Genomic DNA, 22,050 nt, shown 5'->3' on the forward strand with positions numbered 1-22,050 from the left:
CGGTGCTCGATCTGGTGATCTTCCTGCCTCTGCTGGCGGCGGCCCTGCTGGCGGTGCCGGGCATCAGCGCCCGCTGGGTGTGGCTGGGCGCCACCGCGGCCGACCTGGCGCTGGTGACCGTGATGTGGCTGGGCTACGACGGCGGCATCGGCTACGAGACCCGGCTGCGCTGGATCCCGTCGGTCGGCGCGGGCTACCACGTCGGCGTGGACGGGCTGTCGCTGCCGCTGATCGCGATGACGGCGGTGCTGTTCCTGCTGTGCGCGGTCTACTCCTGGCGCGAGACGCGGCGGCCGAGGTCGTACGCGGCGCTGTTCCTGTTCCTGCAGACCGTCTCGATCGGCCTGTTCGCCGCGCTCGACCTGCTGGTCTTCTTCGTCTTCTTCGACCTGTCGATCGTCGGCATGTACTTCGTGATCGCCGGCTGGGGGCACGGCGACCGGGCCAGGTCGGCGCTGAAGTTCTTCCTGTACACCTTCCTCGGCTCGCTGGCGCTGCTGCTCGGCTTCATCGGCCTCTACCTGGGCGGCGGCACGTTCGACATGGTCGAGCTCACCGCCGACCCGCCCGCGGTCCCCGCCGCGGTGCTGCTGGCGATCGGGGTGGGGCTGGCGGTCAAGACGCCGACGGTGCCGGTCCACACGTGGCTGCCGCCCGCGCACACCGACGCGCCCGCCGCGGGCTCGGCGATCCTCGCCGGCGTGCTGCTCAAGATGGGCACGTACGGCTTCGCCAGGATCGCGATGCCGATGCTGCCCGAGGCATGGCGGGCGTACGCCTGGGTGATCATCGTGGTGGGCGTGGTCAGCGTGCTCTACGGCGCGCTGGTGGCCCTCGCCCAGGACGACCTCAAGCGCCTGATCGCCTACACCTCGGTCAACCACATGGGCTACATCGTGCTGGCGCTCGGCGCGGCCGGGCCGGCCTCCGGCGCGGAGCGGGCCAGGGAGGTCGCGGTCAGCGGCGCGGTCACCCAGATGGTCAGCCACGGGCTGGTCACCGGAGCGCTGTTCCTGCTGACCGGCGTGCTGTGGGATCGGGCGCGCAGCTATGACCTCGGCAGGTTCGGGGGAATCGCCGGGACCGCACCGAAGTTCACCGCGATGGTGGCGATCGCCGCCTTCGCCTCGCTCGGGCTGCCGGGGCTGTCGGGATTCATCGCGGAGTTCCAGATCTTCACCGGCGTGATCGGGGCGGGCGCGGTCGTGGCCGGGGTGCTGGCGATCCTCGGCATCCTGATCACCGCCGCGCTGCTGCTGCGCGTCTTCCACCGCGCCTTCCTGGGCGCCCCCGGCGAGCTGGAGGTCTCCGACGTACGGCCGCGCGAACTGTGGGCCGTCGCCCCGCTCCTGCTCCTGTCGCTGGTCATCGGCCTGGCCCCACGCTGGCTGCTCGACCTGATCGAACCCTTCTCCGCGGCGCTGGTGGGCCTGGTGAGCCGATGACCGGCATGACGGAGAACCCGCTCGACCTGCTCCCCGAGCTGCTCGTCCTGGCCGGGGCGGTGCTCGGCCTGCTGACCGGCGTATTCCTGCCGCGCGCCAGGCAGGACGTCGTGGCCTGGATCTGCGCCGCGGCGCTGGCCGGTTCGTTCGCCGCGACGCTGGCCGTTCTGGGCGGGCCGGAGGTGATGGCGTTCGGGGCGTTCGCCGTGGACCTGCCCGCCAACGTGGCCCGCCTCACCGTCGCCGTCGCCACCCTGCTCGTGCTGCCCCTGGCCAGGTCGTGGGCCCGCGGCGACCGGCGGGAGAGCGAGGTGTACACGCTGGTCATGCTGGCCGCGCTCGGCGCGCAGGTGATGGCCGGGGCCGACGACCTGCTGGTGCTGGTCGCGGCGTACCTGCTGGCGAGCATCCCCGCCTACGCGCTGACCGGGTTCGCCAAGGACGCGGCGGGCACCGAGGCCGCGCTGAAGTACTACCTGCTCGGCGCCTTCCTCGGCGTGCTCATGCTGGCCGGCGTCACCCTCGTCTACGGCATGGCGGGCGCCACCGCCTACCCCGAGCTGGACCGTGCCGCCCCCGGCGTGGCGGTCGTGCTGGTGCTGGCCGGGATGCTGGTCAAGGCGGGCGGCGTGCCCGGCCACTTCTGGGTGCCGGACGCGGCCGAGGGCGCCTCCAGGCCGGTGGCGGCCTTCCTGACCACGGTGCCCAAGGCGGGCGCGTTCGTGGCGCTGTACCGGCTGGCGCTGGACGTCTTCGACCAGCCGATGCTGCTGGCGGTCCTGGCGGCCGTGACGATGACGCTGGGCAACCTGGCCGCGTTCGCGCAGGACAACGTGCGCCGCCTGCTGGCGTACTCGACGGTGAGCCAGGCCGGGTACCTGCTGGTGCCGGTGGCGATGGCGGGGCGCGGCGAGCTGGCCGAACCGGCGCTGCTGTTCTACGTGGCCGCCTACGCGGTCACGAACCTGGGCGCGTTCGCGGTGGTCGCGGCGACCGGTCTCGACCGGCTCGCCGACTACGCGGGGCTGGCCAGGCGCTCGCCCTGGCCGGCGTTCTCGCTGGTGGTCTGCCTGCTGGGGCTGGTGGGCACGCCGCCGACGGCGGTGTTCGTCGGCAAGGTGCTGGTGTTCGCGGCGGCCTGGGAGGGCGGCTACGCCTGGCTGGCGGTGGTGGCCGCGGTCAACACGGTGGCCAGCCTGTTCTACTACCTGCGCTGGATCAGGCCGCTGTACTCCGGCGAGCCGGGCGAACTCGCGGGGAACGGGTGGGTGGCCTACGTCTGCGCCGCGCTCTCCCTGCTGCTGGGAATAGCCAGCGGGGCAGTCCTCCTTATACCCTCTGGGGGTATCAACTGAGGAGGAAGTATGCGACGCCTGAACGCCCTGGAGCCCGAGCAGGCCCCGGCCAGGTCCCGTGAACTGCTGAACGAGATCATCGAACGGCGTGGCTCGACGGGCGAGATGGTCGCCACCATGGCCCACTCGCCCGCGCTGCTGGAGGGCTACCTGACGTTCTCCCGTGCCATGAAGCGGGTGAAGATCCCCCGGCCGTTGTCGGAGAAGATCTCGCTGGCCGTACAGGAGTGGATCGGCTGCGCGATGTGCAAGCAGGCGCACGAGCGGGCGGCGCTCGCGGCCGGGCTGAGCGAGAGCGACGTGGAGCTGGCCCGCCAGGGGACCTCCACGGACGCGCGCGAGGCGGCGCTCATCGGCGTGGCCGTGCGGGTGCTGGCCGACCCGAGCTCGCTCACCGACGCCGACGTCGCCGAACTGCGCGAGCACGGCTGGAGCGACCGGGTCATCGCCGAGGTGGTCGGCCTGGTCTCGCTGAACCTGCTGACCGGCGCGTTCAACCTGCTGACGGGGATCGAGCCGAAAGCAACGACCGCAACGACGTGACCAGCACGCCGCCCGCCTCGCCGGGGTCGAGGCGGGCGGCCTCCACCTCCTGCGCCGCGGTGTGCAGCAGCGCGAAGAACGAGCTGACCTGCCACGACACCGGCACGTCCGCGCGGAAGTCGCCCTGCTCGCGGCCGCGTTCGATGAGCTGCTCGACCCGCTTCAGCGGCTCGGCGTGCCGTTCGCGCACCCGCTCGGTCGCCAGGGTCCGGTCGGCGGCCAGGAACAGGCGGCTGTGCCGGTTGAGGATCTCCCAGGAGGAGAGCACCAGCCGCGCGAGCGCGTCGGGGGCGGGCAGCGTGGCCAGCTCCGGATCGTCGAGCGCCACGTCCGCCTCGGCGATCGCGCGGCCCAGCACCGCGTCCACGAGGTCCTCGCGCGAGGGGAAGTGCCCGTAGAGGGTGACCCGGCCCACGCCCGCGGCCTTCGCCACCTCCGCGACGCTCGCGCCCGGATCGCCGCTCAGCAGGCGTTGCCCGGCGGCGAGGATGGCCTCGATGTTACGTTCGGCGTCGGCACGGACCATGGCACGACCCTAACGCCTGGTCGATCTTGACAACGTTGTCACGTCCGCCCTAGCGTCAACCCGGCCCCCACCAGTGGAGACGACTTGCGCACCCTGCACCAAGGCTGGACCCTGACCGGCTCGGACTTCTCCGCCGTCCCCGCCACGGTCCCCGGCTGCGTCCACACCGATCTGCTGGCGGCCGGCCTGATCGACGACCCCTACCTCGACGGCAACGAGGAACGGCTGGCCTGGATCGGCCGCACCCCCTGGACGTACGAGACGACGTTCGACTGGACCGACACCGGCGAGGAACGCGTGGACCTGGTCTGCGCCGGCCTCGACACCGTCGCGACCGTGCTGGTCAACGGCATGCAGGCGGGCAGGAGCGCCAACATGCACCGCACGAGCCGCTTCCCCGTCGAACACCTGCTGCGCGAGGGCGCCAACACGCTGACCGTCCGCTTCGACTCGCCCTACGCCTATGCCGAGGCCCGCCGCGCCGAGCTGGGGGAGCGGCCTGGCGCCTACGCGGAGCCGTACCCCTTCATCAGGAAGATGGCCTGCAACTTCGGCTGGGACTGGGGACCGACGCTGGTCACGGCGGGCATCTGGCGCGCGATCGGGCTGGAGTCCTGGTCGGGCCCGCGGCTGGCCCAGGTGCTTCCCGCCGCGCGGGCCGACGGCGAGGTCGAGGTGCGCGTGCGGGTCGAGCGCGCCCGGCCCGCCGCGTGCGAGGTGGTCGCGGAGGTGGCGGGCGTCCAGGCCACGGTACGGCTGGCCGCGGACGAGACCGAGGCCGTGCTGCGGATGCGGGTCGAGGACCCGGAGCTGTGGTGGCCCACGGGATACGGTGAGCCGAGGCTCCACGACCTGACCGTGCGGCTCGGCGACCAGGTGTGGACCGAGCGCGTCGGCTTCCGCGACGTCCACCTCGACCGGGAGGCGTTCCGCCTGAAGGTCAACGGCGTCCCCGTCTACGTCAAGGGCTTCAACTGGATCCCCGGCGACTGCTTCCCTGCCCGCGTCACCCCCGAGGTGCTGGCCGAGCGCTTCACCCAGGCCGCCGGCGCCGGGGCCAACCTGCTGCGCGTGTGGGGCGGCGGCCTGTACGAGTCCGACGCCTTCTACGACCTCGCCGACGAGCGCGGCCTGCTCGTCTGGCAGGACTTCCCGTTCGCCTGCGCCGCCTACCCGGAGGAGGAGCCCTTCTGGAGCGAGGTCGAGGCCGAGGCCCGCGACAACGTGGCCCGCCTGATGCGCCACCCGTCGCTGGCGCTGTGGTGCGGCAACAACGAGAACATCGAGGGCTTCTGGCACTGGGGCTGGAAGAAGGAGCTGGCCGGGCGTACCTGGGGAGAGGGCTTCTACCAGGACCTGCTGCCGAGGGTGGTGGCCGAGGTGGACCCCGGGCGCGCGTACTGGCCGGGCAGCCCCTACTCCGGCACCCCCGGCCGCGACCCGAACGACCCCTCCCGTGGCACGATCCACATCTGGACCGTCTGGAACGCCCAGGACTACACCCACTACGCGAACTACACCCCGCGCTTCGTGGCCGAGTTCGGCTTCCAGGGCCCGCCCGCCTACGCGACCCTGCGCAGGGCCTCCTCCGACCGGCCGCTCACCCCCGGCTCCTCCCCGCAGAAGGCCGTCGGCGGCCAGGACAAGCTCCTGCGCGGCCTGGGCGCGCACCTGCCGCGGCCGGAGACGTTCGACGACTGGCACTACTACACCCAGCTCAACCAGGCCCGCGCGATGGCCTTCGGCGTCGAGCGCTTCCGCGCGCTGATGCCGTACTGCATGGGCACGATCATCTGGCAGTTCAACGACTGCTGGCCCGTCACGTCGTGGTCGGCCGTCGACGGCGACGGCCGTAAGAAGCCGCTCTGGTACGGCCTGCGCCGCGCCTACGCCCCCCGGATCCTCACCTTCCAGGACACCGAACTGGTCGCCGTCAACGACACCGCCGACCCCTGGGAGGGCGAACTCTCGATCACCAGGATGTCGGTGTCGGGAGAGACCCTGGCCAAGGAGTCGGCGACGGTGCGGGTCGAGCCCCGGGCGGTCCTGGGCGTGGAACCGGCCCTGGCCGACCTGTCCGCGGGCGAACTGCTGGTGGCCGAACTGACCGGCGTACGCGCCCTGCGCCTGGCCGCCGAGGATCCGGAGATGCCCTATCCGCCCGCCGGTTACACCACGGACGTGGAGCGCGTGCCTGGCGGCATCCGGCTCCGCGTGACGGCCCGGACGATCCTGCGCGAACTGGCCGTCTTCCCCGACCGCCTGGACCCGGCGGCGAGCATCGACGACCAACTGGTCACGCTGCTTCCCGGCGAGAGCGCGACCTTCCACATCGCGACCGGACGGGACCTGGACCAGGCGGCCCTGAGCAGCTATCCGGTCCTGCGGTGTGTGAACGAGCGGCGGGCCGGGTGAGTGGGCTTGCCGTTGTCAGCGTTCCTGCCGGGTCTCCCGCGCGGACATGACCTCGCTCACGTGCTTCTCGGCCCAGTCGGTGATCGCCTGGATGGGTTCCTGCAGCGAGTGGCCGAGCGGCGTCAGCGTGTACTCCACCCTCGGCGGCACCTCGGCGAACACCTGCCGCGTGAGCAGCCCGTCGGCGGCCATCGCGCGCAGGGTCTGGGTCAGCACCTTGGGCGTCACGCCGCCGATCATGTCGCGCAGCTCGGTGAACCGTTTGGGCCCGTCGCGCAGGCTCAGCACGACCAGCACCGACCACTTGTCGCCGATCCGGTCGAGCACCAGCCGGGTGGGGCAGTTCGGATCGAAGGCATCGCCGTTCGTCATGGTTTCCCAAAGGTAGCAATGGCACGTTGAAGTAACCAGTATCCAATGGATACCTTCGCAGACGCAACCCGCGACTGAGGAGGTCCACCATGAACATCCTGCTGATCGGCGCCAGTGGAATGATCGGCAGCCGGGTCGCCGCCGAGGCGGCGGCCCGGGGCCACGAGGTCACCGGCGTCACCCGCTCCGGCGCGGGCGGCACCAAGGCCGCCGACGCCACCGACGCCGACGCCATCGCCGCCCTGGCCAAGGGCAAGGACGCGGTCGTCCTGGCCATCGCCCCGCCCAGGGACGGCACCGAGGCCGAGGGCCCGCTGCTGGCCGCCGGCCGCGCGGTCCTGGCCGCCGTGCGCGCCGCGGGTGTCGAGCGCCTGGTGGTCGTCGGCGGCGCGGGCAGCCTGGAGATCGCGCCGGGCACCCGCCTCGTCGACACCCCCGACTTCCCCGAGATCTACAAGAACGAGTCGCTGGCCCAGGCCGCGCTGCTCGACCTCATCAGGGCCGAGGCCGGCGACCTGCGCTGGACCTACGTCTCCCCGGCCGCCGAGATCGCGCCCGGCACCCGCACCGGCGCGTACCGCAAGGGCGGCGACACCCTGGTCGGCCCGTTCATCAGCGCGGAGGACTACGCCGTGGCGCTGGTCGACGAGCTGGAGAACCCGGCCGGCCCCTCACGGCGCGTCAACGTCGCGCACTGAAGCGCACGAACGGGATCCGCTCGCCGATCTGCCGGAAGTCCAGCACGTCGTCGAACCCCATCAGCGCGCACAGCCGCCGCGCCGCCGCCGGGTGGCGGCCGGCGTAGGCGGCCATGACGTCCGCGCCCTCCTCCACCGTCAGGGGTACGGCGACGGCCGGGCGGGCATGGCCGCCGATCTGGATCGTGACCTCGGGCGTCTTCAGCACGTTGCGATACCAGTCGGCGCCCTTGCCGAACCCCGACGCCGCGACCACGCTCCCGGCCTCGCGCGCCACGACCTCGATCACCGCCTGACGGGCCCGGCCGGAACTGCGCCCGGTGTGGGTCAGCAACATCATCCGGTGCGGCACCATCCAGCCCAGCCCGGCCCTGAACAGGCCGATCGGCAGCCGCCACATCCGCCGCCGCCAGCCCGTCGGCGGCTCGGCCCGCTCGGCCAGGACCGAGCCCGTGCCGAACCGCCTCCGCAGCACCGGCGCGCACGCCTCCCGCGTGATCGTCCTGGTCACCGCCCTCTGCAGCACGAGCTGGGGCCGCGTGGCGGGCACCAGCGTCCTGGTGAACGCCCGCGCGGTGTGCTGGCGCCTGGCCACCTCGCCGCGCATGCGCCGCTCGTAGCGGTCGAAGGCGCGCTCGGGCTCACGCTCGCCGCGCAGCGCCTCGGCCAGCAGGTACGCCCCGCCCATGGCCATCGAGACGCCCTGCGCCGAGAGCATGGTCATCGACCCGCAGGCGTCGCCCACCAGCGTCACCCTGCCGCGGTGCCAGGAGGGCATGACGATCTGCGTCATCGTGTCCATGAAGATCTCCTCGCTGGCCGGCGCGTCCGCCAGCAGCGCCGGGGTGATCCAGCCCATGCCGGAGAAGGCGGAGCGCAGCAGGTCCCGCCGCTCCTGCCGGGGTACGGCGCCGCCGTTCGACGATCTGAAGAGGAACAACGCGACCAGCTCGTCCGCGCGCCCGGTCGGGTGGACGACCGTCTGCCGCCCGGGTTCGGTGTAGTGGGCGCGGATCCGGCCAAGGTGGTAGCGGTCGGGCACCGGGTAGGAGGCCAGGCGGCAGCCCAGGTACCGGGCGAAGCGCTCCTCGGCCCCGAAGACGAGCTCCCTGGTCAGCGAGTGGATGCCGTCGGCGCCCACGAGCAGGTCGAACGCCTCGGTGCCGCCCGAGGCCAGGTCGGCCTCCACCCCGCCGCGCACCAGGCGCACACCCTCGACGCTCTCCCCGAAGCGGATCTCCACGTCGTCCCGGACCGCCTCCAGCAGCGCCTGTTCGAGTGTGGTGTGCATGAGCCCGAGGTGCGGCCCCTTGATCACCCGGTCGAGCAGGGGAGCGTCCAGCCGCGCCCAGGCCCGCCCCGAGGTGTCCACGAAGTCGACCGAGTCGACCGGCAACTGGTCGGCTTCCAGCCGGTCGATGATCCCCATGCGCCGGGCCACGTCGTAGCCGGTGCCGAAGAAGTCCATCCCGTAGCCGCCGAGCCGCCCGTGCGGCGAACGCTCCAGGACGACCGGCTCGAACCCGCCCCGCCGCAGCCAGTACGCGAGCGTCAGCCCCGCGACCCCGCCCCCGTTGACGAGCACCCTCATGACAGCAACCCCTCCGCCGCGCTCACGGCCTGGCCCACGGGAAGTTCCGGGTCGAGCAGGTGGTGCAGCATCAGCCCGTCGATGGCCGCCGTCACCAGCACCGCCGCCCCGGCCCTGCGCTCCTCCGGCCAGGCCGGATACAGCCGCCCGAGCAGGTCCCCGATCCGCTGCCGCGCCGCGCGCAGTTGCTCGCGCAGCACCTGCCCGAGCGCCGGATCCCGCGCCGCCCCGGCGATCACCTCGACCGCCAGCCGCGTGGCCCGCTCGTCCCCCGTGGTCTGTCCCAGCATGTCCCGGATCCTGCCCAGCGCCGCGCGCGCGTCAACGGCCTGGAGCAACTCCGCCACGAGCGGCCCGATCACCAGCTCCCCGGCGGCGCGGGCGATGGCCGCGTGCAGGCCGGGCAGCCCGCCGAAGTGGTAGTGGATGAGGCCGGCGTTGGTGCCGGCCCGCTCGGCGACGCCACGGGTGGTGACGGCCGGCCAGCCCTCCTCGCAGAGCAGGGCGATACCCGCCGCCACCAGTTCTTCCCGCCTTTGTTGCCCGCGATGCGAAGTTGGCCGATCGACCAAGTTAGTCATACGGCCAAACTAGCACGTGGGCTTCTGGCCCCGCCGCTCGTCGGCCAGGCGAGCCGCCTGTCATCCGGTCTCCGGAGCCGCGTGCCGGCGGGGTCGCCTTCGGTTCGCTCGTGGTCTGGCCAGGCGTGGCGTGTGTGTGCCCGGGCGGTAAGCGTGGGGGTTTATCTGGGGAGGTTTGGTGGGTTGGTGGGGAATGGCGGCAGGTGGGGGGTTGATCGGGTTGGGGGAACGTGACACATTGCGGATGTTTTTCGTCAATTGTCACGGAGGACACGCGTGCCACAATTATCCCCAGTCATAGCCGCGATCGCCGTCACCCTGGCGCTCGCCACCCCCGCCCAGGCCACGGCCGATCCGGCCGTCACCGTGGCGAACGGCCGGACCCAGCCGGTCTTCTCCTACGCCGACGCCGTACGCGAGCACGTCTACGTCGAGTCCCCGCTCGACAGCGACGGCGACCGCAGGCTCGACCGGGTCCGGGTGGACATCATCCGGCCCAAGGAGTCGGGTCCCGGGCTGAAGGTTCCGGTCATCATCGATGAAAGCCCCTACTACGACAATTCCGGGCGAGGCAACGAGGGCGAGCGGAAGGTTTACGACGCCGCCGGGAACGTGGTCAAGTTCCCCCTCTTCTACGACAACTACTTCGTGCCGCGCGGCTACGCCGTACTGAACGTGGACATGCTCGGAACCACCCGCTCGGACGGCTGTCCCGACATCGGCGGGCGCGCCGACGTGCTCGGCGGCAAGGCCGTCATCGACTGGCTGAACGGCCGCGCCAAGGCCTACCGCGCCGACGGCAGCCCGGCGGTGGCCGACTGGACCAACGGCAAGTCGGCGATGATCGGCAAGTCGTACGACGGCACGCTGGCCAACGCCGTCGCGGCCACCGGCGTCGACGGGCTCAAGACCATCGTCCCGATCTCGGCGATCAGCTCGTGGTACAAGTACCAGCGCTCCAACGGCGTCGTCTACAACTACGACTACGCCTCCTGGCTGGCCAACTACGTGGACACCGATCCCGAGGCGAAGTGCCAGGCCGTACGCGACAGGATGGACGCCGAGGACGGCGACGCGACCGGCAACTACAACGCGTTCTGGGCGCTTCGTGACTACATCGCGGGCCTGCAGGGCGACGTGTCCAAGGTCAAGGCGAGCGTCTTCGTCGCCCACACCAGCAACGACCTCAACGTGAAGCCGGACAACTTCTCCATCTGGTGGCAGAAGCTGGCGGAGCGCAACGTTCCCCGCAAGATCTGGGTGGGCCACTACCAGCACGTGGACCCGTTCGACTTCGAGGGCCGCCGCGACCTGTGGGTGGACACGTTGCACCGGTGGTTCGACTACTGGCTGCACGACGTGCGCAACGGCATCATGAACGAGCCCAGGGCCGACGTCCAGCTCTCGCCCACCCAGTGGATCACCCAGCGCGACTGGCCCGCGCCGAACGCCTCCACCGTGAGCCTGCGCCCCGGCGCCGACGGCTCGCTCGGGCTGAAGCCGGCCAGGCGCGGCACGACGGCGACATTCACCGACACCCGGCTGAGCGAGGAGCAGATGGTCGCCGACGTCGGCACCCCGCACCCGGGCCGGGTCGCCTTCACCACCGGAGAGCTCCCGACGAACCTGCGTCTTTCCGGTACGCCGAACGTCGACCTGAGGGTGTCGCTGGACAAGTCCACCTCGAACCTGACCGCCCTGCTCGTCGACTTCGGCGAGGACACCCGCGTCGACTGGCGGCGCGGCCTCGGCATCACCACGCTGACCGAGGAGAGCTGTCACGGCGAGAGCACGGCCCAGGACGACGCCTGCTACAAGAAGACGATCACCAACGTGGCCACCAGGCCGCTGGAGATCGTCGCCCGCGGCTGGATCGACGTGCAGAACCGCGACTCCTCGCTGATCTCACAGCCCGTTCCGCCCGGTACGCCGGTGAAGGTCGCCTGGGACACCCTGCCCCACGACTACACCTTCAAGAAGGGACACCGGATCGGCCTGGTGATCGCCGGCACCGACGCCGACTACAGCGGTGAGACGGGCACCGGCGCGAAGGTCACCGTGGACCTGGCCAAGAGTCAGGTACGCGTGCCGTTCGTGATCGGCAGCCCGCTGGCGGACGTGCCACAGGACAGGACGACGTTCCGCGGACCGGCGCTGCTCGACCTGCCGGAGCCGGAGAACACGTTCTTCTAACCCGACCCTGGCCCGGGGCTGAGGCAGCCCCGGGCCACCCTTTTGCCTACGTTTGCCGATTTTTCGCGCTATGGGGAGTCAAAGACGATGACGCACCCGTACGACGCCGGCCGCAGCCGCGACCCCGGCCAGGACCCACCCACCCAGTGGGACCCCCCTTCCACCGGCCCGTGGCCAACCCCTGGTTCGGACCAGTGGCTCACCTCGGAACCCGGCCATCGGGACGCGCCGGAGTCCGGGGACCTGTCGGGAACGGGCCGGGCAGACGACCTCGGGCCGGGTTTCCGGTCGCGGGACTCGCCCGGGTCGGGGGCCGATCCGTGGGATACGAGGGGGTTCGGGTCCGGTGCCCAGGACGCACCGGGGCCGGGGCAGCCGGTCGCCCCGGGGCCGGGGCTGCCGGTCGCTTCGGGGCCGGGGCTGCCGGTCACACCGGGATCCAGCGTGCTGGGATCCGGGGGTGACGGGGATGATGTGTGGGAACGGCGGCCGCGTACCCGATGGCCGGGGGAGGCGGAGCCCGATGTGCTGGACGGCTGGCCGGGGCGCGGGCACCTCAGGATGCGGGCCGTGGTGCCCGTCGCCGCCGGGATGGTGGCGCTGGCGGGGCTCGGCGCCTGGCTCGGGCTGAGCGGCGGCGATCCGGACGAGCGGCCGGTGGCGACGCCGCGGGTCAGCCTCATGGAGGTGCCGGGGGAGGTGGTCTTCACGCCGCTGCCGAGCCGTACGCCTGAGGAGCCCGAGACGGGCGGGCCCGCACGGGAGCCCGGCACCGAGCCCACGGCGGGCGCGCGCGAGCCGACCACCAAACCCCCCGCCCAGCCGAGCGCTAAGCCCTCCACGAAGCCGAGCGCCCGGCCGAGTGTGAGACCGTCGGCCAAGCCGAGTACGAAACCGAGCACGAAGTCCAGCGGCAAACCGAGCGCCAGGCCGTCCGGGAAACCGTCGGCCCGGCCGTCGGCGAAGCCCACCGAGCGGCCCACCGAGCGTTCCACGGACCGGCCCACCCAGAAGCCCAGCCCGCCCCCGTCGGGCGGGGAGCCGGAGCCCACGTGCGACAACTGGGTGGATTGTCATGATCTGCCGCCTGATTTCTGACCTCATACCAGGATGAAGATCTCGCTGACCCCCTTGGCCAGCGCCTGGATGTCCGCGCTCACGCTCACCTCCGGGTTGGCCGGATCGAACAGCACCGACAGCCGCTCCCGCATGCCCTTGGCGATCAGGGCCTGCCACACCTCGTTCGGGGCCAGCCCGGCGTCGAGGATGCGGCGGTGGTCGGAGTCGTAGCTGATCCGGTGGCCCCACAGGGTGACGGTCTGCGCGCCGAGGCCGATGGCGTTGCCGACCCGGGCGTCGACTTCGGCCTGCGCGCGTTCCTTACCCCAGGGGGAGCTCTGGCCGGTGTGGGTCAGGCCGTACTCGCGCGAACCGATCTGCGCCACGGTGTCCCAACCGAGCGCCTTGACCGCCATCCACTGGGCCTGCGCGGCGATGGCGGGCGTGATCGCGCTCTCCTGGCCGTCCAGGGTGACCTTGAACCCGCTGTACGACTTTCCGAACAGCCCCGAGGCGACGTACACGCGGTCCACCCCGGACGTCCGGATGTAGTCGTCCACCCGCGAGCGGGTCACGACCGGGTAGCGCGAGCGCATGTCCGCGACGCACTGCTCGGCCTTGCCGCAGCCGAGCTCGGGCACCACGACGCCCATGGCCAGCCGCTTGCCGGGCAACTGCGCCCGCAGCGCCTTGGTCGCCTCGGACACGAACCGCTTGACCTGCGCCGCCGAGGTGAAGTCACGGAAGCCCAGGTAGTCGGCGAACTTCACGCCCACCACCCCCGGCTTCTTCGCCGCCGTCACCAGCTTGGCCACCGCCGCCCTGAACTGCGCGTCACCGGCGCGGAAGTCGTCGGCCAGGTCGTTCTCCACCCAGATCCGCAGGCCGGCCTTGCCCGCGGCGGTGATCGCGGTGGCGAGGGGGGCGCCGGACCGCACGACGGGGCCGGGTCCGAGTTCGTCGGAGGGCGTCGGTGAGGGTACGGCGGGCCGGCCGTTCTCACCGGTGTCGCCCTTACCGGGGTCGGTCCCACCTGGGTCTGTCGTACCCGAGTCGGTCCCACCTGGGTCTGTCGTACCCGAGTCGGTCCCACCTGGGTCTGTCGTACCAGAGTCCGTCGTCCCTGGGTCTGTCGTACCAGAGTCCGTCCTGCCGGGGTCTGTCGTACTCGGGTCTGTCGTACCGGAGTCGGCCGGGGCGCGGTCGGTGCCTTCGGGGTTGGCCGGGGTCATGGCGTTGGGCGGAGGGCTGGTGAGGACCTGCTTCTTGCCGTCCACGTACCTCTCGTAGGTGACCTGGTTGTTCACCATGTTGGTGCACTTGTACCAGCCGCTCGGCAGTTCCTCGCAGAACGTCTGCCCACCCCGGCAGTTCGGCTCCTTCGACAGGTCCGTCTTCTCGTTGCAGCGCACGTAGTCCTGCGGCAACGGCTGCGCCTTCTCGAAGTTGGCCCCGCCGTCCGCCGCCCAGAACGCCGCCACCTTCGCCGCGTCCTGCGGCGGAGTCAGCCACTCGCACACCACGTACGACGGGGTGTCGGCGGGCAGCACGTCCTTGCACGAGTCGCCCTGCTCGACGTCCAGCGGTTTCTCCTGGGCCGACGAAGGCCGCGTACCGGATGGCCCGGAACCCGGGATGCTGCCCGGATCCGCGAAGGCCAGAAACGGCATGAAGAACACCAGCGCGATCACGATCCCCGCGACGGCGAACTGCTTCTCACGCCGGGAGATGCCGGTGAAGAACCCTTTCATCACAGCTCCCTGCCATAGTCGTCGCCGCTGTTCGGGCTGCAGTTGCTCCAGTAGCCGCCGCCCTTCATGTCCGGCACGAACGTGCCCTTGTCCTTGGCGACCGTCCACGACACGCTCATCGTCAGCGTGCCGCTGCCGCTCGTCGTTCCGGCCGTGCTGCTGCCGTCGCCGGTCCTGGTGCCCGACCACGAGACCGTGATCGTGCCCGACTCGCTGGTGGGCGCCCCCGGGCAGCCGGGACGGCTGGCGGGCGCGCCGACGGTGTAGGAGGAGCCGGAGACGCTGATGCCGTTCGAGCCGGAGGCCGAGGTGATCTTGCACGAGCCGTCACAGTCGAGCGCGAACGAACCCGACCTGCCCGATCCCAGCGACGCCGACGAGGACGACAACCGCGCGCTCGGCGGAGGCGGCTTCGGCAGCTCGACCTTCTTGGCCATCGGCTGCGCGGACTCCTTCGCCGAACCCCGGTCCGGCGCCTTCGTGGGCTGCTTGGACGGCTGCTTCGTAGGTGACTTGGTGGGTTGCTTCGTCGGCTGCCGGGTCGGAGAGGTCGTGGGCTCACGCGGCGGATCCGGCGAGTCGTCGCTGCTCCTGGTGTCGGACGGCTTCCGCGTGGCCCCGTCGTCCGGGTCCGCGGGCGTGCCGGTGGAGCCGGTGGTCGGCGGGGCGGTTCGCTCGGGTATGACCTGTCCCGGATCGACGGTCACCGGATTCTCCTGCGGCGGGACCTCCACCTCGGGGTCCGAGCCCGGCTCGGACAAGGTGATCACCGGCCGGGGGACGGGGGCCGCGGCCTCGCTGACCGTCGTCGGACGGGGCCGGGCATGGATCCCCGACCACGCCAGCCCCGCGACCAGCACCCCGGCGCCGACCAGCAACCCCACCCTCGCCACCGAACGCACCGAGATGCGCGCCTCGGGATCCGCCTCGTCGGGCCGGTCCTTCCAGAACTCCTCCCACTTCGCGCCCCGCCGTTCCCACGCCCGGAACTCGTCCTCAGCCAGCGGCTCCTCGGGGGTGGCCGCGGCGTAGGGGAGCGCGTAGGGATCGCGCTCGGGCGCATCGGCTCCGTCCCTGCGCGAAGACTCGGTGTCTCTGCGCGAAGACTCGGTGTCTCTGCGCGAAGACTCGGTGTCTCTGCGCGAGGACTCGGTGTCTCTGTAAGCAGGCTCGGTGTCCCTGTGCGGCTCGGCGTCCCTGGGCGGGATCGCGGCGTCCCTCCGCAGGAGTGCGGCGTCCCTGTTCGGGGGAACGGCTCCCGCCCGCGAGGCCGTGGCCAGGCGGAGAGCGCCACCGCCCGGGTCGGTCTCGTGGAAGTCGGTGCTACGGAGGCTGGTGCCGCGGGAGGCGGCGTCGGGCGCTTCGGTACCAGGTGAGGCAGCCCCGGGGGCGGCGATGCCGGGTGTGGCGGTTCCGGGCGCGGCGGATTCCGGGGCGGCGCCTCCGGGAGCACCGATCCCAGAGGCGGCGCTCCCAGAGGCGGCTGTCCCGGGTGTGGCGTTCCCGGGTGTGGCGGCGCTCGGGGAGGGGGTGGCGGTGTTGGGGGAGTCGGGTGTGGGGGTGGGTGGTTCGTCGGGTTCGGCGCCGTAGACGGGGGCTGCGAAGACGGGTGTCGCGTACGGGTGACCGCGACCGGGATGCCCCGCGTGGGACGAGCCACCGGACCGGGCCGGGCCGCCGAACCCCAGGGGCGGCCCGGCCATCGGTCCCATGGAGGGATCGGTGGTCTCGGCGTCCGGAGCGGCCCCCCGACCGGCTCCGAACTCGATCAGGGCATCCAGGTACCGGATCCCGGTGGCTTCTCCGGGCGTGTCACCGGAAGCACGCCCGGAGAAGGTGTGATCGGCCGAAACCCCCTCCGGGGAGGCGGTGGAGGAGGTTCCGGACCAACCCTCGGCAGAGGAAGAGCCGGATAAGGCACTCGTGGACGACGTGCCGGACGACGCCCCGGTGGATGACGGGCTGATCGGGGCGTTGGCGGAGAGCGGGGCGGACGGGGGACCGGCGGACGACATGCCGGTGGGGGAAAGGCGGGGGAGGGTGTCCGTGGGCGTGAGGTCCGGGTCGGAGGGCGAGGGGATCCGGCCGGGGGCAGCCGCGCCCGCCCCCGGTCGGACCCCGGCCCCGGTCGCCGTCGTGGGGTCGGCGACCGGGGTGTTCAGGGGAAAGGCCACCCGCCTGTCGGCATGAGCCGTCTGCGCGTCGGCGTGCCCTGCCCGCGTGTCCGCATGCGCCGCCCGGGTGTCCGCGTGCGCCGCCCGGGTGTCGGCGTGCGGAGCGGCATAGGCCGCCCGCGTGTCCGCGTGTGCTGTTCGTGGGTCGGCTTGTGCTGCCCGGGTGTCGGCGTGTGAGGCGCGGGTGTCGGCGGATGCCGCGGGTGTTGGGGTGAGGGCGCTTGGGGGAGTGGTGGCCAGGGCGGCGCCGTCGGCCAAACGGGCGTGTGGTGCGCCGCCCAACCCATGTGCCTGCACCGGAAACCCGTCGGCCCGCCACCCCACCGCCTCGACCGCCAGCGGTACCGCGAGTGGCAACAGGTCGGAGAGGGGCCCGCGTGGCGAGGCGATCGGCAGGTCGGTGAGCAGGCGGGCCGCGGGCAGCCCCCTGGGCGCGGCCAGGCAGGAAACACACCCGTACAGGTGACGCCCCAGCCGGGCACGGGTGCTACGGCTCGGCGCGGCGGCCCACTCCGCCACCCGCCCGCCCAACTGCGCACATCCCTGGCCGGAACGGGCAGCGGTCACCGCCGCCAGCCAGGTCTCCAGCCGCCAAGCCGCCTCCCTGACCGTGGCGTCGATCAGGGTCTCCGGCACGTCGAACAGCAGGGCGATCTCGGCGTGCGGCAGGCGGTGCCGTACGGAGAGATCGAGCAGTTCCCGGTACGGCCCGTCGAGCGCGATCATCGCCTCGGGCAGCAGGTCGGAGGTTCGGCTCGACCGGGCCCACGACCCGGTGCTCGCCGGGCGTGCGGCGGCCCGCGCGGCGCGGTGGGCGCGGGCCAGCGCGTACAGCCAGGGGCGCCACGCGGCCGGGTCGGCGACCTGGCCCGCGTACGCCGACGCGGTCAGCAACGTGCCCGCGGCGGCCAGCTCGGCGTCGGACTCGCCGAGCTCCGTCCTGCAGTAGTCGTACAGGTGAGGCCCGTAGTGCTCACACAGTTCGCGGGACACGTTTCTCCTCCGAGACGGACTATGGGTGCAGTCGCTGGGCGACCTCGGTGGCCCAGTACGTGAGGACGATCCGGGCGCCGGCCCGCCGGATCGCGGTGAGGCTCTCCTCGATGGCCCGCTCGCGCTGCAGCCAGCCGTGCCCGGCGGCGGCTTCCAGCGCGGCGTACTCACCCGAGGTCTGGTAGGCGGCGACGGGCACGTCGACGGCGTCGGCGACCCTGCGCACCACGTCCAGGTAGAGCCCGGCCGGTTTGACCATCACCAGGTCGGCGCCCTCCGCGATGTCGAGGTCTACCTCGCGCATCGCCTCGTGGAGGTTGGCCGGGTCCTGCTGGTGGGTGGAGCGGGTGCCGACCAGCGACGACTCCACCGCGGTGCGGAAGGGGCCGTAGAAGGCGGAGTCGTACTTGGCGGCGTAGGCCAGGATGGGCACGCGCTGGTGCCCGGCGGCGTCGAGCGCGGCGCGGATGGCGGCGACCTGGCCGTCCATCATGCCGCTCGGCGCCACCATGGTCGCGCCCGCGGCGGCCTGGGCGACGGCGACCCGGGCGTAGGCGCCCAGGGTGGCGTCGTTGTCGACGTCGCCGTCCCGGCCGAGCAGGCCGACGTGCCCGTGGTCGGTGTACTCGTCCAGGTTGATGTCGCCGATCACGACGGTGGCCTCGCCGACCTCGGCGGCGACGTCGGCCAGGGCGAGCTGGGCGATGCCTTCGGGGTCCCAGGCGCCGCGCCCGTCGGGATGCTTGGCCGCGGGGACACCGAAGAGCATGATCCCGCCCACGCCGGCCTGCGCCGCGGCGGCGGCGGCCTTGCGCAGGCTCTCGCGCGTGTGCTGGACCTGGCCCGGCATGGAGGGGATGGGCCGGGGCTCTTCGATGCCCTCGCGGACGAACAGGGGCTGCACGAGGTCCGACGGGTGCAGCCTGGTCTCGGCGACGAGCGCGCGCAGTGCCGCGGTACGGCGCAGCCGCCGCGGCCGGACGGACGGGTAGCTCATGGCCGTGCCCCCAGGATCCGCTCGGCGTGCTCCAGGACGGCCGCGGGCGGGCGCCGGTTCCAGTACCCGGCGTCGGCACGGGCGGTGATGCCGAGAGCGCGCAGCCGTACGAGATGCTCGGCGGTCTTGATCGCCAGGCCGCCCGGATCGATGACCGGCAGCCCGTGCAGCTCGCGGATGCCCAGGTGGACGAGGATCTCGTTGGGTATGCCCTCGGCCGGGACGAGCCACTGCGCGCCCGCCCTGGCCGCCCGCCGCGCGGCCTCGGTGTACGCGCGCACGAACGGGTCGAAGTCCTGGGCCAGCGCCCTGGTGACCACGTGGGCCCCGTCGGCGATCATCTCGTAGGCGGCCAGGGTGGCGCCGGCGGCCCGGATGTTGTCGGTGATCGGCTCGGCCAGGTGGGGGATGAAGCCGATCAGGCCCAGCCGGTGGCGTTCGTGGCGGGCCGCGTGCCAGGTGGCGTCGCCGTACCCGATGACCGGGATGGTGGCGCGCACGCGCGCGGCGGCGAGGCCGGGGTCCTGTCCGGCGCCGCTGATCCAGGCGTCGTGGCCGTCGCGCTCGGCCGCGACGGCGGTGCGCGCGAAGTAGTCGCCGAACAGCAAGCCGAGCGGGCCGAAGCCGACCAGTTCCTCGGGCAGTTCGGCGGCGTAGGTCTGCGGTGGCAGGGTGTGGATCTCGACGGTGGTGCCGGGTCCCGCCACTTTGGACAGGTGCTCCGCGTAAAGCTTGTCGAGGAGCGGCGAGCGGCCCTCGACGGCGTGCTTCTGGAACCAGATTCGCATGTCAGGTGTGCCTCACGGGAAGGGGGACGGTGTCGAGCATGGAGGCCTTGGCCAGGTAGGCGCGGGTGGCCTCGCCGTCGGCGGCGATCGCGCGCAGCGCGGCCACGGCGGCGGGCAGCCGGGCGGCGTCGCCGTCCTGCACTCCCGCGACCCTGGCCTCGCTGGCCGGGATGACGTGGTCGACGAGGACGGCGCGGCGGCGGCGCGCCCAGCTCTCCAGCGCGGCAGGCGGCTGGTGTCCCCCGAGTACGCCGGCGATGGTTCTGCCGAGGTCGACCGCGTCGTGGATGCCGGCGTTCATGTTGAGGCCGCCGGCGGTGGAGGTGACGTGCGCGGCGTCACCGGCGAACAGCACCCGGCCGTGACGGAAGGAGGCGAGCACGCCGCTGGCCAGGTCGTAGCGGTGCGTGCCGAGGATGTCCAGGTCGGTGAGGGCGAGGCCGGCCACCCGCCCGGGAATGGCCTCCCGGGGGGCGAGCCTGAGGATGATCCGCCAGTGGTCGGGCAGGCGGAGCAGGCTGCACGACTGGGCGGGATCGCGGACGTAGGTGAGCGGGGCCAGGCGGGGCAGCATCTCCTCCAGCGCCGCGCCCGTGAAGATCCGCAGCGCCTGGGTGGGATATCCGGTCTGGGGGAACGGCAGGCCGAGCGCGGACCTGACCGTGCTGTGGGCGCCGTCGGCCGCGACCAGGTAGCGGGCCCGCTCCCAGCCGCCCGCGGTCCTGACCCGTACGGCGGTGCCGGTGAAGGCCACGGCCTCGACCGGAGCCCGGAACCGGACCTCGGCATGCGCGAACGCGCTCAGCTCGGCCAGCAGCAGCGGCGTGAGCGCGGCCTGCTCGGCGTGCAGGCGGAACGGATGCGCGGTGAGCCCGGCCAGGCCCGCCATCGGCATCTCCGCCAGCACCGTCCCGGCCAGGTCGCGCCACTGCACCCGGTCCACGACGACGCCGCGGGCGACCAGCCCGGCCGCGACACCGAGCTCGTCCAGCAGGTCGAGCGTGGCCGGATGGATCGTGGAGGCACGCGAGCGGGTGCCGAGCGCCGGCTCGCGCTCCAGCACGAGCACCGGCACGCCCGCCCTCGCCAGCGTGAGCGCCGCGGCCAGCCCCACGGGGCCGGCTCCGGCCACGATCACGGCGCTCACGTCGGCACCCGCTCGCCGTCACGGTGCTTCCTGCGGCCGAGCGTGACCTCCTGGCCCGCGCTGGTCAGCGCCCACCACGCGCCGCACAGGTTGGAGGTCAGCACGACCCGCTCGTTGCCCTCGGCCAGTTTGCTGATGGCGCGCAGCGTCGGCATGCCGGTGCCGGTCACCAGCAGGACCGCGTCGGAGGCCGCTCTGGCGTGCTCGACCTGGCCGACGAGCTCCTCGGTGGTCACGTCGTACGGCGAGAAGCGCTCGCCCGCCCTGACCGGGATCACCCTGGTCACCCGCACCCCGGCCGCCGACCAGTAGCGGTCGGCGTGGTCGGTCAGCCACGGCTGGTACGGCGAGACCAGCGTGATCTCCTTCGTGCCCAGGTGTTCCAGCGCCCGCCGGGTGGCCTCGGTGGCCGAGGCGACCGGCAGGCCGAACTCTGTGCTGAGCTCGTCGCAGCGGCGCCGGTCCTGGTCGGGGCCGAGCAGGTAGCGGGCGCCGCTGCAGGCCATGACCAGGGCGTCCAGCGGCAGGCCGCCGAACGAGCGGATCATGGCGGGCAGCGCGTCGTTGTAGGCGTCCAGGCGCTCGGCCAGTTGCAGGCCGGGCCGTACGGGGAAGCGGGTGACGTGCAAGTCCGCGCGTCCGCCGAGCAGGCGCGCGAACTCGGGTTCCACCGCCGGGTTGGCGGGCGGAACCACGACACCCACTCTGGTCACGATCTGCCTCCCGATGGGTCGAGTGAGAAGAGCACGCGCAGCGCCTCGGCCAGTCCCGCGTCGCGGGCCACGCGGTTGCCGAGCTCGCCGCCGAAGAAGGCGTCCACCACCCGCTGGACGGTCCTGCCGACCTCCTCGCGGGCGCGCGCGTCCAGCTCGGGGACGCGGGCGGACAGGCGGCGCAGCTCCGCGTCGCAGACCGAGGCCGCCCGGTGGCGCAGTGCCGCCACGAGCACGGTGCCGCCGTTCCACGTGGGTGCCGGAGCGGGCCGGGGTAACAGCGTCGGGGCGGTCATCAGCAGCCCGACCACGACGCGGCGAGGATCGCCGCCTCGCGACGGGCGCGGGCGTCCATGGGGGGCTCGGCGTCCACCTCGACGCGGGCACCGCCGCCGAGCACCTCGCGGGCCGCGCCGCCGATCCGCGCGGCCAGCTCGTCCTGCTGCTCGCCGGTGAAGCCCGGCTCCACCGTGACGGTGAGCTTGCGCCGGGCGCTCACGACGCACGCTCCAGCGCCTGGTCGATCACGTTGATGGCCAGGTCGGACACCTGCCGGATGTGGCGCAGCCGGTGGACGGTGCGGGCGGTCGCCGCCGACAGCGCGGGCATGCCGTCGGTGGGCGTCTCGTCGGGGTTCTGGTAGGGGTGCTGGTACGGCCGGCGGACTTCGTCGTCGTGCATCAGGTCGCGGGGTTCGTCGTCGTGCATG

Annotated in this window: 20 protein-coding genes; 7 read left to right on the forward strand and 13 right to left on the reverse strand. The window is 72.6% G+C overall.

Features of this window, described 5'->3' with window-relative positions; genetic code table 11:
- The first annotated feature begins 2 nt into the window (after nt 1-2).
- From ACIBEJ_RS10435 to ACIBEJ_RS10445, 3 genes are read left to right on the forward strand one after another with little or no spacing between them, the layout of a single operon-like run.
- Nucleotides 3-1,445 (forward strand): NuoM family protein, encoded by a 1,443-nt coding sequence (locus ACIBEJ_RS10435; protein WP_397182372.1) that lies wholly within the window; start codon nt 3-5, stop codon nt 1,443-1,445.
- Nucleotides 1,442-2,800, forward strand: coding sequence for an NADH-quinone oxidoreductase subunit N (locus ACIBEJ_RS10440; protein WP_397182373.1), 1,359 nt, complete (start codon nt 1,442-1,444; stop codon nt 2,798-2,800). The genes ACIBEJ_RS10435 and ACIBEJ_RS10440 overlap by 4 nt, the downstream gene beginning before the upstream one ends.
- A 9-nt stretch (nt 2,801-2,809) precedes the next feature.
- Nucleotides 2,810-3,343 carry a carboxymuconolactone decarboxylase family protein gene (locus ACIBEJ_RS10445; RefSeq protein WP_397182374.1) on the forward strand — a complete coding sequence of 178 codons (534 nt, stop codon included), beginning with the start codon at nt 2,810-2,812 and terminating at the stop codon, nt 3,341-3,343.
- On the opposite strand, the gene ACIBEJ_RS10450 is transcribed toward ACIBEJ_RS10445, so the two are convergent.
- Nucleotides 3,294-3,869, reverse strand: a complete 576-nt coding sequence (locus ACIBEJ_RS10450; protein WP_397182375.1) for a TetR/AcrR family transcriptional regulator — start codon at nt 3,867-3,869, stop codon at nt 3,294-3,296. The genes ACIBEJ_RS10445 and ACIBEJ_RS10450 overlap by 50 nt on opposite strands.
- Before the next feature lie 84 nt (nt 3,870-3,953).
- Between ACIBEJ_RS10450 and ACIBEJ_RS10455 the strand changes: the two genes are divergently transcribed.
- Nucleotides 3,954-6,284 carry a glycosyl hydrolase 2 galactose-binding domain-containing protein gene (locus ACIBEJ_RS10455; RefSeq protein WP_397182376.1) on the forward strand — a complete coding sequence of 777 codons (2,331 nt, stop codon included), beginning with the start codon at nt 3,954-3,956 and terminating at the stop codon, nt 6,282-6,284.
- A 15-nt stretch (nt 6,285-6,299) separates the two neighbouring features.
- Here ACIBEJ_RS10455 and ACIBEJ_RS10460 read toward each other — a convergent pair whose 3' ends face one another.
- Entirely contained in the window at nt 6,300-6,656 is a 357-nt protein-coding gene (locus ACIBEJ_RS10460; RefSeq protein WP_397182377.1) for a winged helix-turn-helix transcriptional regulator, read from the reverse strand.
- A gap of 89 nt (nt 6,657-6,745) precedes the next feature.
- Here ACIBEJ_RS10460 and ACIBEJ_RS10465 point away from each other — a divergent pair, with 89 nt between their 5' ends.
- A complete protein-coding gene (locus ACIBEJ_RS10465; RefSeq protein WP_397182378.1) occupies nt 6,746-7,354 on the forward strand; it encodes an NAD(P)-dependent oxidoreductase in 609 nt (202 codons plus the stop codon).
- On the opposite strand, the gene ACIBEJ_RS10470 is transcribed toward ACIBEJ_RS10465, so the two are convergent.
- Both ACIBEJ_RS10470 and ACIBEJ_RS10475 read right to left on the reverse strand, forming a co-directional pair.
- On the reverse strand, nt 7,338-8,945 hold the full coding sequence (locus tag ACIBEJ_RS10470) for a nitroreductase family deazaflavin-dependent oxidoreductase (RefSeq protein WP_397182379.1): 1,608 nt from the start codon (nt 8,943-8,945) through the stop codon (nt 7,338-7,340). The two genes, ACIBEJ_RS10465 and ACIBEJ_RS10470, sit on opposite strands and share 17 nt — an antisense overlap.
- Nucleotides 8,942-9,466 carry a TetR/AcrR family transcriptional regulator gene (locus ACIBEJ_RS10475; RefSeq protein ID WP_397182380.1) on the reverse strand — a complete coding sequence of 175 codons (525 nt, stop codon included), beginning with the start codon at nt 9,464-9,466 and terminating at the stop codon, nt 8,942-8,944. Before ACIBEJ_RS10475 ends, ACIBEJ_RS10470 begins: the two co-directional genes overlap by 4 nt.
- 336 nt (nt 9,467-9,802) lie before the next feature.
- Between ACIBEJ_RS10475 and ACIBEJ_RS10480 the strand changes: the two genes are divergently transcribed.
- Entirely contained in the window at nt 9,803-11,719 is a 1,917-nt protein-coding gene (locus tag ACIBEJ_RS10480) for a Xaa-Pro dipeptidyl-peptidase (protein WP_397182381.1), read from the forward strand.
- A 444-nt stretch (nt 11,720-12,163) separates the two neighbouring features.
- A complete protein-coding gene (locus ACIBEJ_RS10485) occupies nt 12,164-12,817 on the forward strand; it encodes a hypothetical protein (RefSeq protein WP_397182382.1) in 654 nt (217 codons plus the stop codon).
- A gap of 2 nt (nt 12,818-12,819) precedes the next feature.
- Here ACIBEJ_RS10485 and ACIBEJ_RS10490 read toward each other — a convergent pair whose 3' ends face one another.
- The 9 genes from ACIBEJ_RS10490 to ACIBEJ_RS10530 are packed head-to-tail and all read right to left on the reverse strand — an operon-like array spanning nt 12,820 to nt 22,049.
- Nucleotides 12,820-14,529: a hypothetical protein gene (locus ACIBEJ_RS10490; protein WP_397182383.1), complete on the reverse strand. Its 1,710-nt coding sequence runs from the start codon at nt 14,527-14,529 to the stop codon at nt 12,820-12,822.
- Nucleotides 14,529-17,696, reverse strand: coding sequence for a hypothetical protein (locus ACIBEJ_RS10495; RefSeq protein WP_397182384.1), 3,168 nt, complete (start codon nt 17,694-17,696; stop codon nt 14,529-14,531). The genes ACIBEJ_RS10490 and ACIBEJ_RS10495 overlap by 1 nt, the downstream gene beginning before the upstream one ends.
- 19 nt (nt 17,697-17,715) lie before the next feature.
- Complete coding sequence (gene hemB, locus ACIBEJ_RS10500; RefSeq protein ID WP_397182385.1) at nt 17,716-18,693, reverse strand: porphobilinogen synthase; 978 nt, start codon at nt 18,691-18,693, stop codon at nt 17,716-17,718.
- Nucleotides 18,690-19,481 carry an aspartate/glutamate racemase family protein gene (locus ACIBEJ_RS10505; RefSeq protein WP_397182386.1) on the reverse strand — a complete coding sequence of 264 codons (792 nt, stop codon included), beginning with the start codon at nt 19,479-19,481 and terminating at the stop codon, nt 18,690-18,692. The genes hemB and ACIBEJ_RS10505 overlap by 4 nt, the downstream gene beginning before the upstream one ends.
- Before the next feature lies 1 nt (nt 19,482).
- Complete coding sequence (locus tag ACIBEJ_RS10510; protein WP_397182387.1) at nt 19,483-20,628, reverse strand: FAD-dependent oxidoreductase; 1,146 nt, start codon at nt 20,626-20,628, stop codon at nt 19,483-19,485.
- A complete protein-coding gene (locus ACIBEJ_RS10515) occupies nt 20,625-21,341 on the reverse strand; it encodes a hypothetical protein (protein ID WP_397182388.1) in 717 nt (238 codons plus the stop codon). Before ACIBEJ_RS10515 ends, ACIBEJ_RS10510 begins: the two co-directional genes overlap by 4 nt.
- Nucleotides 21,338-21,652, reverse strand: coding sequence for a hypothetical protein (locus ACIBEJ_RS10520; protein WP_397182389.1), 315 nt, complete (start codon nt 21,650-21,652; stop codon nt 21,338-21,340). The genes ACIBEJ_RS10515 and ACIBEJ_RS10520 overlap by 4 nt, the downstream gene beginning before the upstream one ends.
- Nucleotides 21,637-21,840, reverse strand: coding sequence for a hypothetical protein (locus ACIBEJ_RS10525; protein WP_397182390.1), 204 nt, complete (start codon nt 21,838-21,840; stop codon nt 21,637-21,639). The genes ACIBEJ_RS10520 and ACIBEJ_RS10525 overlap by 16 nt, the downstream gene beginning before the upstream one ends.
- Nucleotides 21,837-22,049 carry a hypothetical protein gene (locus ACIBEJ_RS10530; RefSeq protein ID WP_397182391.1) on the reverse strand — a complete coding sequence of 71 codons (213 nt, stop codon included), beginning with the start codon at nt 22,047-22,049 and terminating at the stop codon, nt 21,837-21,839. Before ACIBEJ_RS10530 ends, ACIBEJ_RS10525 begins: the two co-directional genes overlap by 4 nt.
- Nucleotide 22,050 lies beyond the last annotated feature (1 nt).

The organism is Nonomuraea sp. NPDC050790 (assembly GCF_044456745.1).
In the GTDB taxonomy this organism is placed as follows: Bacteria; Actinomycetota; Actinomycetes; order Streptosporangiales; family Streptosporangiaceae; genus Nonomuraea.

Excerpts from the sequence above, each read along its gene's own strand:
- ACIBEJ_RS10440 (WP_397182373.1), top strand. The coding sequence starts at position 1,442 with ATGACCGGCATGACGGAGAACCCGCTCGACCTGCTCCCCGAGCTGCTC.
- ACIBEJ_RS10445 (WP_397182374.1), top strand. The coding sequence starts at position 2,810 with ATGCGACGCCTGAACGCCCTGGAGCCCGAGCAGGCCCCGGCCAGGTCC.
- ACIBEJ_RS10450 (WP_397182375.1), bottom strand. The coding sequence starts at position 3,869 with ATGGTCCGTGCCGACGCCGAACGTAACATCGAGGCCATCCTCGCCGCC.
- ACIBEJ_RS10460 (WP_397182377.1), bottom strand. The coding sequence starts at position 6,656 with ATGACGAACGGCGATGCCTTCGATCCGAACTGCCCCACCCGGCTGGTG.
- ACIBEJ_RS10465 (WP_397182378.1), top strand. The coding sequence starts at position 6,746 with ATGAACATCCTGCTGATCGGCGCCAGTGGAATGATCGGCAGCCGGGTC.
- ACIBEJ_RS10470 (WP_397182379.1), bottom strand. The coding sequence starts at position 8,945 with ATGAGGGTGCTCGTCAACGGGGGCGGGGTCGCGGGGCTGACGCTCGCG.
- ACIBEJ_RS10490 (WP_397182383.1), bottom strand. The coding sequence starts at position 14,529 with ATGAAAGGGTTCTTCACCGGCATCTCCCGGCGTGAGAAGCAGTTCGCC.
- hemB (WP_397182385.1), bottom strand. The coding sequence starts at position 18,693 with ATGAGCTACCCGTCCGTCCGGCCGCGGCGGCTGCGCCGTACCGCGGCA.
- ACIBEJ_RS10505 (WP_397182386.1), bottom strand. The coding sequence starts at position 19,481 with ATGCGAATCTGGTTCCAGAAGCACGCCGTCGAGGGCCGCTCGCCGCTC.
- ACIBEJ_RS10530 (WP_397182391.1), bottom strand. The coding sequence starts at position 22,049 with ATGCACGACGACGAACCCCGCGACCTGATGCACGACGACGAAGTCCGC.